Below are 12,970 nucleotides of genomic sequence, written 5' to 3' on the forward strand. Positions count from 1 at the left end.
TCTAAGCAAACTGTAACATTATTGATAGAATTAGCGGTGTTGTCACGGATGATAATGCCGTTGATATCAATAAACTTGAAGCAATAGGACCTTGCAATACCTCAAACTGTCTTGCCATCATATAACAATTTATCGCAATTGATACCGAACTTAGTAATACAATAACTTGCAGTTCTAAAAGTGGTAATCCGACTATTATCGCTAAAATATAGGTCACAATCGGTAAGATAAATAGTTTTAAAACACAAATGGCTATTGTGATCGGTAAATCATCGCGGATCTTATATTCAGCAAGCCCCATTCCTAAAACGATTAATGAGAGAGGCGCTGTCATATCGCTTACCATCTTCGTCGCTTGATTGATGAAGAAAGGTAGTGGAATGTGTACATAATTGACAACTATTCCTGCAAAAATACCAATAATAATCGGATTTTTTGCTACATTTTTAAATGCTTTTATAAATCCTTTAGTCGATAATTTTCCCATCTGGACAAATTCGATGGATACCGTGGCTAATGTCCATAAAATTAACGCATTAAAAATCACAATAATAGCAACAATCGGAATGGCTTTTTCGCCTAATAACATTTTGATAATTGGTATGCCCACAAACACAGTATTGGTATAAATTCCACCCATTGCAAACATGGTACTTTGCGAGCCATTGAGTTTGAAAAATTTAACCGCAATAAAACAGCCCAATGCAAACACAATAAATGAGCCACCAAAAAAGACCAACAAAAGATTGGCATCAATTTCAGAATGCTCTGAAAAATGGCTCATAATCTGAAATAACATAATTGGGAAGGCAATATAAAACGTAAATTTGGTAACACTATCGGTCACCGTTTTTTGCCAACGACCCGCTCTAACTGCTATGTAGCCTAATAAAATCAAAACGAACAGAGGCAATGTAGTTAAAAACTGTTGCCATAATGTGATTAGAAATTCCATGTTACTTTTATGCGTGATTTCGGGTGAAGTACCATTCTAATTCAGTTGAGCGTTTTGAATCAAATTGGTAGCCTTCTAAATTAAAACTTTTAATATCGTCACTGTTATTAATGCTATTTTTTATAATAAATCGACTCATTAAACCTCGTGCTTTTTTAGCATAAAAGCTGATCACTTTATAATCATTTTTACTTTTATCTAAAAAGATGGGTTGAATAACCTTCGCTTTGAGTTGTTTAATTGCTTTGAAATATTCATTAGAAGCTAAATTAATTAACGTTGGATTGGTTGATTTTACCAACTCGTGATTTAAACACTCTGTTAACTTATCACCCCAAAATTGATATAGATTAGTATTATTACCATTTTTAAGGCGAATACCCATTTCTAGACGGTAGGGTTGAATTAAATCAAGTGGTCGTAACAAGCCATATAATCCTGATAAAATGCGTAAATGAGATTGTGCAAATTTTAGATCGGCATCATTAAAATCTTCTACATGCAAACCCTCATAAACATCACCTTTAAAAGCCAAAATAGCTTGCCTTGCATTATCAAAATTGAAGTCAGTATGCCAGTTCTGAAAACGTTCATAATTGGTAGTGGCAAGTTTTGGGCTGATCGACATTAGTTTAGCCAAGTCATCACTGCTAAGTTTTTTACAAATATCAATAAGTTGTTTAGTGGATTCTAAAAATTCGGGTAAGCTATGTTGTTTGGTAATTAAAGGCGTTTGATAATCAAGCGTTTTGGATGGAGAAATAATTGTTAGCATAAAAAATACCACCTATTGTGTTTTGTACCAATTGGGTTTATTTTACATCTAATCTTAGCAAATAAGGAGAACAAATATGAATAGTACCAAAAAAGAAATACATGAAATTCGATCTTGGGCCAGCATTCGTGAAACTTCTATTGAGATAGCTGAAGCTATTTTTGAATTAGCTAAAAATGATGAAAAACTCGCTGAGCAAATTTGGGAAGAAGGTAGCGATGAAGTCTTAAAACTCGCTTTTTCCAAAACTAAAGCAGACAAACTCTTCTGGGGTGAACAAACCATTGAGCGCAAAAATGTTTAATCTTTTATGAAATTAACTTTTTTAGGAACGAGTGCTGGGTCACCAACAGCTGAACGCAATGTTAGCAGTATTATGCTTGATCTCCGGCAGGAAAGAGGGCGTTTATGGCTTTTTGATTGCGGTGAAGCGACTCAAATGCAAATGCAAAAGGCCAAATTTAGTCTGGCTAAATTAGAGATGATTTTTTTGACACATTTACATGGTGATCATCTGTTTGGTTTACCTGGCGTGTTAACAACTCGTTCTTTGATGCAAAACCAATCGCCATTGACCTTAGTTGGTCCAAAAGGCATTAAGCAATTTATTCAAACTGTTATTGATATTAGTTATTCTTGGCTGACTTATCCTTTAAATATTATTGAACTTGAGCAAGATGGTTTGGTTTTTGAGGATAATAAGTTTCGCGTTGAAGCCAAATTATTAGCGCATCGTGTTCCGTGTTTTGGGTATCGGATTATAGAAAAAGATCTGCCAGCGTCATTGGACATTGATAAGTTAAAAAAGGATAACATTCACATTGGTTCTTTTTATCGTGATTTAAAAGAAGGTCGAACTGTTACGTTAGAAGATGGTAGGATTATTCATGGTAAGGACTATCTAGAAACCATTAGAAAAGGTAAAAAAATTGCTATTTTAGGCGATACCATTCCTTGTCAGGCTTCAATTGATTTAGCTCAGGATGTCGATTTGTTAATCCATGAAGCAACCCAAGAGCAAGCTCTTGAAGAAAAGGCGCTTGAACGAGGACATTCCACAACTGTACACGCGGCAACTATTGCCAAACAAGCTCATGCTAGGCGCCTTATTATTACGCATATTAGTCCTCGCTATAGCTTGAATGACAAAACAAAATTAGTCAATGAGGCTAGGAATATTTTTGCACCTACTGAAATCGCAACTGACTTTGCTACTTTTGAAGTATAGTAAAATGAGCCAATCTTGTCGGCTAGTTGATTTTGTATAAGTTAGCTTCCTTGGTAAAAAATAATTCATCTTAAAAAGCCTCAATTTTGTAAAAAAGATTGAGGAGTCTATACCGTCGCTTTTTTTCAAATATAGTATGATGAGCCAATCTTGCCAGTTAGCTGATTCTGTATGAGTTAACACCCTATGTTAAAAAGATAATGAATTTTCGAAAGCCTCGATTTTGTAAATAATATCAAGGAGTCTATACCGTCTTATTATTCTATACAGAATAAGATTAATAAATCTCCTTGGGAGATCTTGAATAAAATGCGCTATATTTATTATCTTTTAGGCAAGGATATTTCTTAATAAGGTGTATTAAGAAAGTTTAGTGATAAATTCTAAATTAATATCCCTAATTTTTTCATCCAATTTACATAATTATCGGCACTTTTTTCTATATCGTTTTGTGTGATTTTATCTGGGTAATCTGGCTCATTATTCGCGCCATAAATCGCAAAAATGGGCTGATAATCAGCTTGAACATAATTCATTGTTAATTCGAATGGTTTTAGAATTTGCTCGAGCGTATATTTATAATGTCCAGATACGCAGTAATCAGCTTCCTTTATCCCCGCCGAAACCGCTAATCCTACTTTTTTATTTTTTAATTTGTTTCCTGAAGAACCAAATGCCCAACCATAAGTCATAACCTCATCCAGCCACTGTTTTAATAATGGCGGGCAATTAAACCAATATATTGGAAATTGAATAACTAAGTTTTGATGATTTTCAATTAAGTTTTGCTCAAAACTCGGATCTATTTTATGTGAGGGGTAGTGTGAATAAAGATCATGTAAGGTTATTTGATCATAATATTGATTTAATTTATTAAACCAGCATCGGTTAACATTTGAAGAAGCTAAATCTGGGTGAGCAATAATCACTAAAGTCCGTTTCATTGTAAATATCTCTTATCTATTTATAATTGAGTCATCATAGTATTGATACAATTATTTTTAAAGTACGGTAATTACAGTTATGTACTATCTTTAGGGAGAGTGTAAACATGGAAAATCATCATTGTGCCGAAGATCATTTTGAGAATAGTGGATTTAATTACACACTCTCAATGATTCGAGGAAAGTACAAGATTGTTATTCTTTATTGGTTAAACGAAAATCAACCATCAATGCGATTTAATGAACTTAAACGAAGTATTAATGACATTTCATTTAAAACGCTAAGTAATACTTTAAAAGAGATGGAAAGGGATAAATTGATTTTCAGAAAAGAATATCCGCAAATTCCCCCTAAAGTGGAATATGGGTTATTGGACCGAGGTAAATCTTTGGTGCCGATTTTAGATATGCTTTGCCAATGGGGAAATAACCATAAAGATGACAAATTATCCTAATTTAAAGCAATTTTATTCGCCGACGATGTCGGCGTTTTTATATGATTAGAGGCAGAAATCTTTGATCAAATTTTCTATCGTTAATTTTGTTGGTTTTATAAAGTCCATTGAAATAAACTCGTCTGGTTGATGAGCTTGTTCAATAGAGCCTGGTCCTAATACTATGGTTGGCGCAATTTGATTTAAATAAGGCGCTTCAGTACTGTAATTGACAGTTTGTGCTTGATGACCCACTAAATTTTCAATGTGCTGCAATGCAGGGTGATCTTTTTTACATTCATATCCTGGAATGGGTGATACTTCATATTCTACTGAAATACGATTAGGGTATTTATCCATAACGGGTTTTAATGTTTCGCATAATGCGTTATAAATCGAATCAACATCATTATCAGGCAATACTCTTATATCAATAATTAATTCACAACACCCGCATATTCGGTTTGCTGCATCACCGCCATGAATTACACCTAAATTTAGAGTTGGATAAGGGACACTAAAGCCTTCATTATGATATTGTTCTTTGAATTTTTGTTTAAGGATTAATAGACGTTCAATGACTAAATGCATAATTTCTATAGCATTAATACCTTTGTCTGGATCGCTTGAGTGACCTGATTTTCCAATCACTTTTATTGAATTGGAGATAAATCCTTTATGAGCTCGTATAGGAATTAATGAAGTAGGCTCGCCAATTATGGTGCAATCAGGTTTTAATTGAGTTTGTTTGGCAAAAAATGAAGCACCAGCCATTGAGGTTTCTTCATCTGCGGTGGCTAGTACATAAATTGGTTTGGTGAGTTTTTTTAGATCAATATCTCGCAAAGCATCTAGTATAAAGGCAAAAAATCCTTTCATATCAGCCGTGCCTAATCCGTAAAGTTTGTTATTATCTTCCGTTAACTTAAATGGATCTTTAGTCCATTGTCCATCATCAAAAGGAACCGTATCGGTATGGCCACTTAGTAATAGGCCTCCTTGGCTTTTATTTTCACTATTTGAATAAGTTGCCAGCATATTGAATTTATGACGTGTGTTAGGGACGGCTTGAACATCAACAATAAATCCTAAATCTGCAAACCATGTCGCTAATTTGTCTATTAAAGGTTTATTGGAATAATCCAATTTTTCGTTGGTGACATTACTGATAGTTGGAGTGGATATCAATTCATTATATATTGTCAAAAAAGAGGGGATTGCCATAAATTCACCTTATTAAATAATAACGTTTAGCTTTAATCATTCTTTGTTTAATACGCTTTGCGTTAAAACAAGAATGCAAAATACTAAAATTCAAAATACTTTAATTCAAAATGGTTTACATGATAGCTTATTTTATATCAGCATGAATTAAAAAATTAATTATTAATCACTTATAAAATAATAGAAAGTGAAGATTAAATTATTTTAGGTTGCCATATTAGTAAATGTACATCACTTTCCATTTAAAGTTGAGACCAATACTTTATTAAACAGTCTTATTAGCTGAGATAACACATTTTTAGCTCGAATTAGAAAGATTTATGGTGATTCTCTTCTAATGCTAACTTTTCTAAAATAGCAATTTACTGATTTTTAGCATTTACTGCGTTTACTTTTAGTGTCGATTCTATTTGTAAAAAACATTTGCTATTATGCGTAAATTGAAAATAAATGGATTATAACGATTAAATTTTTCGTTAATATTTATTATAAATTGTTATTTTAGAATAGGTGTTATTCATGATAAATAAAAAATGGATTATTATCGCAGTTGTAGTTGTTGCTATTGGATTTATCTTATGGCAACAATTTAAGCCTGATGGATATGGTTCAGATTTTACTAGCGGTAATGGACGTATCGAAGCAACTGAAATCAATATCTCTGCTAAGTTAGCCGGTAGAATTGAAAAAATTAATGTTGATGAAGGTGATTTTGTTAAAGCGGGTCAACCGTTAGTTATTATGCAAACCGATACGTTACAAGCTCAGTTAAATGAGGCTCAAGCGCAATATCGACAAGCCCTAAGTAATGAAGCGACATCTAGAGCTCAAGTTGCCTTAAAAATGAGTGATAAAGTGGCTGCTTTAGCTGGCGTTACTCAAAGAGAAAGTGATTTAGATATTGCCAATAAGCATTTAGAACGAACAAAAGCCCTTTATCAAAAAGGGGCAATTTCAGTTCAACAATTTGATGATGATACCGCTAAAGTAAATAGTGCAAAAGCAGCATTAGACTCTGCTAAATCACAAGTTACTGCTGCCGATGCAGCTATTGAAGCTGCACAAGCCGGAGTAGAAAGTGCTAAATCAGCTATAAACGTAGCGCAAGCTAATATTAATCAAATCCAAGCGGATATTGATGACAGTACATTAACTGCGCCTGTTGATGGACGTATTCAATATCGAATTGCTCAACCAGGTGAAGTTTTACCTTCAGGCGGTAAAGTGCTAAATCTGGTTAATCTTTCAGATGTTTATTTAACGTTCTTTTTGCCAGAAACAATTGCAGGTAAAGTCGGAATTGGTGACGAAGTAAGATTAGTTCTTGATGCTTTACCCAATAAAGCAATTTCAGCCAAAATTTCATTTGTCTCGAGCGTTGCGCAATTTACGCCTAAAACTGTTGAAACTAAAGATGAACGTCAAAAACTCATGTTTAGAGTAAAAGCACAATTAAGCCCAGAATTGTTAAAATGCTATATAACTCATGTTAAAACCGGCCTTCCTGGTGTGGCTTGGGTAAGACTAGATCCTAATACGGAGTGGCCTTCAGGTTTATCTGATGTTGCAAAATGCCAAACTAAATAATTGGAGATAGCATATGTCAGAGTCAAATAAAAAGGATTTGACGTTACTTGCTGAAGGTAAGGCCATTGATGATGCTGTTGTAAATGTAAGTAATGTATCGTTACATTATAAAAAAACGTGTGCGCTTAATGATGTTAGTATTGCCATCCCGCCTAGATGTATGGTGGGACTAATTGGTCCTGATGGTGTTGGTAAATCTAGCTTATTATCATTAATAGCGGGCGCACATGTCATTCAAGAGGGATTAGTTTATGTTTTAGATGGTGACATGAAAGATAAATCCCATCGTAAAAACGTCTGTACCCGTATTGCTTATATGCCACAAGGATTAGGGAAAAACCTTTATCCTACACTTTCAGTGGAAGAAAATTTGCAATTTTTTGCTCGTTTATTTGGTAACGATGCTGCTGAAAGGCGACGTCGTATTGATGAGTTAACTAAAAGCACTGGGTTGTATCCTTTTTTATCTAGACCCGCTGGTCGCCTTTCTGGAGGGATGAAACAAAAAGTCAGCTTATGTTCTGCCTTGATTCATGATCCTGATTTACTTATTCTTGATGAACCAACAACGGGGGTGGATCCACTTTCGCGCGCGCAATTCTGGCAATTAATCAATAAAATTCGTGAACAACGACCACAAATGAGCGTGATTGTTGCAACAGCTTATATGGATGAAGCGCAAAACTTTGATTGGCTGGTTGCAATGTATGGCGGTAAGATTCTTGAAACAGGCACACCTCAAGCTTTATTAGCTAAAACAGGTAAAGATAATTTAGATGATGCCTTTATTCAATTGATGCCAGAAGATGCTAGAGAAGGTTATGAATCGGTTGAAATTCCCCCATTAGATTTAAATAAAGATTTACAAGTGGCGATTGAGGCAAAAGGTTTAACCAAGCAATTTGGTGATTTTGTTGCGGTTGACCATGTTAACTTTTCAATCAAACAAGGCGAAATATTTGGTTTTTTAGGATCTAATGGTTGCGGTAAATCCACAACGATGAAGATGTTAACAGGGTTATTACCAATATCCTCAGGTGAAGCTTGGTTATTTGGTAAACCGGTTGATGCAAGTGATATTAATGTTAGACGTCATTTAGGTTATATGTCTCAGGCTTTTTCGCTTTACAGTGAATTAACGGTTGAACAAAACTTAGTTTTACATGCCCGTCTATTTGGTATTGAAGAAAGCAAAATTCCAGCAAGAGTTGAGGAGTTAGTTAAGCGTTTTGGCTTGGAAAATGAATTAAAAAGTTTACCAGATAGTCTACCGTTAGGGGTTAAGCAAAGACTTTCTTTATCTGTTGCGGTGGTTCATAATCCTGAGATTCTTATCCTAGATGAACCGACTTCCGGGGTTGATCCCATTGCTCGGGATGACTTTTGGCGTTTAATTATCGAACTTTCCCGAAAAGATAAAGTTACGGTATTTATTACTACCCATTTTATGAATGAGGCGGCACGCTGTGATAGGATTTCACTTATGCATGCAGGTAAAGTATTAGCCAGTGATACTCCTGATAATATCATCCATTCCAAAAATGCTAAAACGCTGGAAGAAGCTTTTATTCGTTATTTAGTTGATGCTGGTGCAGATGATACCCATAGTGATGAAAAAGCAAGTGAAGAGCCTAAAACTTTAACCAATAAACAAGCTAATACAACGCAAGATGCTCACCTACAGGGATTTAGCTTAACTCGTATGATTGGGTGTATGTGGCGTGAAACTTTAGAATTATCTCGCGATCCATTACGTGCTTTGTTAGCACTTCTTGGATCTGCGATCTTAATGTTGGTAATGGGTTATGGCATCACCATGGATGTAGAAGATTTAAATTTTGCGGTGTTAGATCGTGATCAAACTATTACCAGTCAAAATTATATTACCAATCTTTCTGGATCTAAGCGCTATTTTATCGAGAAACCGCCAATCCTTGATTATGATGATATGGATCATAGGATGAGAAGTAATGAGATAGCATTAGCTATTGAGATTCCACCAAATTTTGGTCGAGATATTCAACGTGGTGATCCGGTTAGTATTGGAATATGGATTGATGGTGCAATGCCTTTGCGTGCCGATACGATTAAAGGATATGTACAAGGAATGCATCTTGCTTGGTTAAGTGACAAAATTAAAATGACTACCGGAACAACATCAAGTTCATTGGCAAATATCGAAACTCGATATCGTTATAATCCCGATATCAAAAGTTTACAAGCTATGGTACCTGCGGTTATTCCTATTTTATTATTAATGATTCCATCGATGTTAGCTGCACTATCCGTAGTGCGTGAAAAAGAGATGGGGTCGATAATTAACTTATATGTTACGCCTGTTACCAAAACTGAATTTTTATTAGGTAAGCAGGTTCCATATATTGTGATTTCGATGCTTAGTTTTTTATTATTGCTGCTTATGGCGGTTACAATATTTGGCGTACCAATTAAAGGCAGCTTGTTGACTTTGTGTTTGGCTGGATTAGCTTATTGTATTATTGCAACAGGCTTTGGATTACTTGCTTCGACAGTTACACGCAGTCAAATTGCGGTTATCTTTTTAACCTGTGTTGGTACCATGTTACCAGCGATACAATTTTCTGGTTTGCTTAATCCGGTTGCATCTTTAGAAGGTAGTGGACGATATATTGGTGAAGTTTATCCAACAACCCATATGCTTATTATTGCTCGAGGAGTCTTTAATAAGGCATTAGGATTTTTTGATTTACATAACTCAATATTTGCCTTGCTGATCACCATACCGATTATACTTGGTGCAAGTATATTCCTCCTCAAGAAACAAGAAGGATAGATATTATGCAAAGTTTTATTAATATTTATCGCTTAGGCATTAAAGAGTTATGGGGATTGATTCGTGATCCAATTATGTTGCTGTTAATTGCCTACTGTTTTACGCTTGATATCTATACTGCAGCAACAGCAACTTCAGACTCGCTTCATCATGCGTCGATTGCGGTAGTTGATGAAGATGATTCGCCATTATCCAGACAAATTATTGCGGCGTTTTATCCACCCATGTTTAACCAACCGGTAAAACTAAACTCTATGGATGAAGTTGATCGAGGTATGGATACCGATAGTTATACTTTTGCATTGAATATTCCGCCTAACTTTCAACGCGATGTGTTAAATAATCAAAGTCCAGAAATTCAACTTAATATTGATGCAACACGAATGGGGCAGGCTTTTGTTGGGAATGGTTATATTACCCAAATTGTGACCAACGAAATAACAAAATATTTCAATCAAATCGACAAACCCACCAGTTTGCCGGTGAATATTGAAGTTCATGCTGCATTTAATCCAAACTTGACCCGTTCTTGGTTTGGTTCCGTTATGGAAATCATCAATATTGTGACCACGTTGTCGATTATTTTAACTGGCGCAGCTTTAATGAAGGAGCGTGAACATGGTACTATCGATCACTTGCTTTCAATGCCAGTTACACCACTTCAGATCATGATATCAAAAGTTTGGTCGATGGGGCTTGTCGTGCTTGTTTCAACATGGGGGGCACTCTTAGTTGTTGTTCATGGTTGGCTAAATGTTCCGATTGAAGGCTCGATTACCTTGTTTTTAATTGGGGCAGCTCTACATTTATTCGTGACAACGTCACTTGGAATCTTTATGGCGACTGTTGCCAAATCAACAGCACAATTTGCCATGTTATTTATTTTGATTCTTCTACCTTTACAGATGCTTTCTGGTGGTAGTACACCACGTGAAAGTATGCCTGAAGTAGTCCAAAATATCATGTTGTTTGCACCAACAACGCATTTTGTTGAATTAGGGCAGGCAATTTTATATCGTGGAGCGGGTTTAAGTGTTGTTTGGACATCTTATGCTTGGTTATTAGCTATTGGTAGTGTGTTCTTTCTTATTGCGCTTAAACGTTTTCGTAGTTCAATTGTTAATATGGGTTCTTAGAATAAACGTGCTGAACATAAGCTTAAATCGGTTTTGTTCAGCATTTGAAAATATGGATATACTTGTTTGAAATGATCAAATATATCCATTGTTTAAATTATTATTAATTATCTATTTAGCAAAAGGTAACTCTTCCCAACGAGTTGTATACCGCTGGCTAAGCATATCTCGCTTGATTTGCCAAGCTGCGGTTTGTCTTATACCGCCTAAGTGAATAGTATTTTTTCCCATCTTTTGATTAATGTAATCCATTGTTTTCATTAGCTGTTCACTTTTTTGTGTTTTTGATATGTCAGGAATAAATAAATCGGATTGGCAATAATCATCTTTAGCTTTTAGATCAAGTAGCATCACACCTGATTTCATAAATAAAAAGCCTTTTTTATAAATGGATTGTAATCCTTTTTGAGCGGCATGAATGATTAATCTCGAATCATCAGTTGTTGACAATAATGGAACAACAATTGATGGATTATATTGAGGTAATTCTGGCCGAAATCGATTAGTCTTTAAAAAGACCAGTACTGCACTAGCAACTGATTTTTGCTTTCTTAGTTTTTCTGCACCACGGCTTGCATGTACTCGAATTGCTTCTTGTATATCAAATAGATCACTCGTTAAATGACCAAAGCTACGCGATGTCATAATATTTTTTTTAGGTATAGATAAATCATCTAATTCAATGCAGTTAATACCACGTAGTTCAAGTACTGTACGTTCAAGGACAACAGAAAATAACTGTCTAATTTGTTTTAAATTAGCTTGATGTAAGTCCCAAGCGGTATGAATATCTAATACTTTTAACCGTTGAGCAATTCGCCAACCAACGCCCCATATATCTTCAATTGAGAATTGCTTTAATATCGTCTTTATCGCTTCTCGATTAGTCGGTAAACAATAAACACCTTGATGAATTGGCTGTTTTTTGGCGATATGATTAGCTAATTTTGCTAACGTTCGAGTTGGTGCAATACCAATACTCACCGGGATACCTGTATCACGCTTTACTATTGTTTTTAAATTTTGACAATGAGTTAACACATTGTTAAATCCATTTAAATGGATGAATGCTTCATCGATGGAGTAAGGTTCAATATCTGCAGTATAATGACGAACGGTATCAAATACCCGCTGACTCATATCGCCATAAAGTTCATAATTAGAACTCAATAATTTAATTTTTTTTCTAATTTGGGGTTCAATTTTGTAGGCAGGCATTCCCATTGGTACTAAGGGTTTTAATTCATTAGAACGGGCGATTACGCAACCATCATTATTAGATAAGATACCAATAGGTTTTCCTTCTAATTTGGGATTAAAGACTCGTTCACATGATGCATAAAAATTATTACAATCAATTAGCCCAATCATGAATGTCCTCGCTTTCGTAGGGAGTGAATCGTATGTATGACTACTCCCCAAATATGGACTTCTTTCCCTGTTAGTGAAATAGGTGGATAAAGTCTATTGCCTGATACTAAATGATGTTCGCCATTAATAAAACTTAAACACTTACAAGTTAGTTCACCGTCAACAGCCGCGACAACAATATCATCTATTTTCGGTTCTAAAGATCGGTCAACAACAAGCAGATCACCACTGTAAATACCGTAATCAATCATTGAGTCACCAATCGCTTTAATATAATAAGTCGCACTAGGGTGCTTAACTAAATGGCTAGTTAAATCTAGTTTTGTTTCTAAATAATCATCAGCAGGTGAGGGAAATCCGGCTCTTACTGGCGTATCAACTAAAGGCAAATAAGTCGCAAGAGAGCTATTAGCTTGCCCAAGAACAACACAATATTTATTCAAGAAAACACTCCTAAAAAGCAATAAAAAACGAATAGCGGAGATCTATTCGCATAAAAAAAAG

General features: G+C 35.1%; 12 protein-coding genes. 6 read left to right on the forward strand and 6 right to left on the reverse strand.

The features are described from left to right. Nucleotide 1 precedes the first annotated feature (1 nt). Together A9G07_RS03745 and yaaA are read right to left on the reverse strand one after the other, a co-directional pair. Nucleotides 2-955, reverse strand: a complete 954-nt coding sequence (locus tag A9G07_RS03745; RefSeq protein WP_065562079.1) for an AEC family transporter — start codon at nucleotides 953-955, stop codon at nucleotides 2-4. Between the two features lie 7 nt (nucleotides 956-962). Beyond that, the gene (yaaA, locus tag A9G07_RS03750) at nucleotides 963-1,730 is read right to left on the reverse strand and encodes a peroxide stress protein YaaA (RefSeq protein WP_065734083.1); all 768 of its coding nucleotides are present in this window, start codon (nucleotides 1,728-1,730) and stop codon (nucleotides 963-965) included. 76 nt (nucleotides 1,731-1,806) lie between these two features. Here yaaA and A9G07_RS03755 point away from each other — a divergent pair, with 76 nt between their 5' ends. Together A9G07_RS03755 and rnz are read left to right on the forward strand one after the other, a co-directional pair. Beyond that, the gene (locus tag A9G07_RS03755; protein ID WP_065562077.1) at nucleotides 1,807-2,034 is read left to right on the forward strand and encodes a YccJ family protein; all 228 of its coding nucleotides are present in this window, start codon (nucleotides 1,807-1,809) and stop codon (nucleotides 2,032-2,034) included. 6 nt (nucleotides 2,035-2,040) lie between these two features. Next, a complete protein-coding gene (gene rnz, locus A9G07_RS03760) occupies nucleotides 2,041-2,958 on the forward strand; it encodes a ribonuclease Z (RefSeq protein WP_065734084.1) in 918 nt (305 codons plus the stop codon). Nucleotides 2,959-3,341: 383 nt separating this feature from the next. On the opposite strand, the gene A9G07_RS03765 is transcribed toward rnz, so the two are convergent. Continuing rightward, the gene (locus tag A9G07_RS03765; protein WP_065734085.1) at nucleotides 3,342-3,902 is read right to left on the reverse strand and encodes an NAD(P)H-dependent oxidoreductase; all 561 of its coding nucleotides are present in this window, start codon (nucleotides 3,900-3,902) and stop codon (nucleotides 3,342-3,344) included. A gap of 107 nt (nucleotides 3,903-4,009) precedes the next feature. On the opposite strand from A9G07_RS03765, the gene A9G07_RS03770 reads away from it, so the two are divergent. Then, nucleotides 4,010-4,357 (forward strand): winged helix-turn-helix transcriptional regulator, encoded by a 348-nt coding sequence (locus A9G07_RS03770; RefSeq protein ID WP_065734086.1) that lies wholly within the window; start codon nucleotides 4,010-4,012, stop codon nucleotides 4,355-4,357. A 45-nt stretch (nucleotides 4,358-4,402) separates the two neighbouring features. Here A9G07_RS03770 and argE read toward each other — a convergent pair whose 3' ends face one another. Then, nucleotides 4,403-5,560 carry an acetylornithine deacetylase gene (gene argE, locus A9G07_RS03775; protein WP_065734087.1) on the reverse strand — a complete coding sequence of 386 codons (1,158 nt, stop codon included), beginning with the start codon at nucleotides 5,558-5,560 and terminating at the stop codon, nucleotides 4,403-4,405. A 519-nt stretch (nucleotides 5,561-6,079) separates the two neighbouring features. Here argE and A9G07_RS03780 point away from each other — a divergent pair. Genes A9G07_RS03780 through A9G07_RS03790 form a run of 3 tightly spaced genes read left to right on the forward strand, consistent with a single transcriptional unit; the run spans nucleotide 6,080 to nucleotide 11,095 of the window. Continuing rightward, on the forward strand, nucleotides 6,080-7,147 hold the full coding sequence (locus A9G07_RS03780) for an HlyD family secretion protein (protein ID WP_065734088.1): 1,068 nt from the start codon (nucleotides 6,080-6,082) through the stop codon (nucleotides 7,145-7,147). 13 nt (nucleotides 7,148-7,160) lie between these two features. After that, a complete protein-coding gene (gene rbbA / locus A9G07_RS03785; RefSeq protein ID WP_141677466.1) occupies nucleotides 7,161-9,959 on the forward strand; it encodes a ribosome-associated ATPase/putative transporter RbbA in 2,799 nt (932 codons plus the stop codon). A gap of 5 nt (nucleotides 9,960-9,964) precedes the next feature. Next, complete coding sequence (locus A9G07_RS03790) at nucleotides 9,965-11,095, forward strand: ABC transporter permease (RefSeq protein WP_065734089.1); 1,131 nt, start codon at nucleotides 9,965-9,967, stop codon at nucleotides 11,093-11,095. Between the two features lie 111 nt (nucleotides 11,096-11,206). Here A9G07_RS03790 and A9G07_RS03795 read toward each other — a convergent pair whose 3' ends face one another. Together A9G07_RS03795 and A9G07_RS03800 are read right to left on the reverse strand one after the other, a co-directional pair. Further along, entirely contained in the window at nucleotides 11,207-12,466 is a 1,260-nt protein-coding gene (locus A9G07_RS03795) for a Y-family DNA polymerase (RefSeq protein WP_065734090.1), read from the reverse strand. Further along, nucleotides 12,463-12,909 carry a LexA family protein gene (locus A9G07_RS03800; protein WP_065734091.1) on the reverse strand — a complete coding sequence of 149 codons (447 nt, stop codon included), beginning with the start codon at nucleotides 12,907-12,909 and terminating at the stop codon, nucleotides 12,463-12,465. Before A9G07_RS03800 ends, A9G07_RS03795 begins: the two co-directional genes overlap by 4 nt. Between the last annotated feature and the right edge of the window lie 61 nt (nucleotides 12,910-12,970).

The sequence above is a fragment of the Gilliamella sp. wkB72 genome (genome assembly GCF_001693745.1).
In the GTDB taxonomy this organism is placed as follows: domain Bacteria; phylum Pseudomonadota; class Gammaproteobacteria; order Enterobacterales; family Orbaceae; genus Gilliamella; species Gilliamella apicola_E.

Coding starts and splice junctions, on each gene's coding strand:
- argE (WP_065734087.1), bottom strand. CDS start 5,560: ATGGCAATCCCCTCTTTTTTGACAATATATAATGAATTGATATCCACT.
- A9G07_RS03790 (WP_065734089.1), top strand. CDS start 9,965: ATGCAAAGTTTTATTAATATTTATCGCTTAGGCATTAAAGAGTTATGG.
- A9G07_RS03795 (WP_065734090.1), bottom strand. CDS start 12,466: ATGATTGGGCTAATTGATTGTAATAATTTTTATGCATCATGTGAACGA.
- rbbA (WP_141677466.1), top strand. CDS start 7,161: ATGTCAGAGTCAAATAAAAAGGATTTGACGTTACTTGCTGAAGGTAAG.
- A9G07_RS03755 (WP_065562077.1), top strand. CDS start 1,807: ATGAATAGTACCAAAAAAGAAATACATGAAATTCGATCTTGGGCCAGC.
- A9G07_RS03745 (WP_065562079.1), bottom strand. CDS start 955: ATGGAATTTCTAATCACATTATGGCAACAGTTTTTAACTACATTGCCT.
- A9G07_RS03765 (WP_065734085.1), bottom strand. CDS start 3,902: ATGAAACGGACTTTAGTGATTATTGCTCACCCAGATTTAGCTTCTTCA.
- rnz (WP_065734084.1), top strand. CDS start 2,041: ATGAAATTAACTTTTTTAGGAACGAGTGCTGGGTCACCAACAGCTGAA.
- A9G07_RS03780 (WP_065734088.1), top strand. CDS start 6,080: ATGATAAATAAAAAATGGATTATTATCGCAGTTGTAGTTGTTGCTATT.
- A9G07_RS03770 (WP_065734086.1), top strand. CDS start 4,010: ATGGAAAATCATCATTGTGCCGAAGATCATTTTGAGAATAGTGGATTT.
- yaaA (WP_065734083.1), bottom strand. CDS start 1,730: ATGCTAACAATTATTTCTCCATCCAAAACGCTTGATTATCAAACGCCT.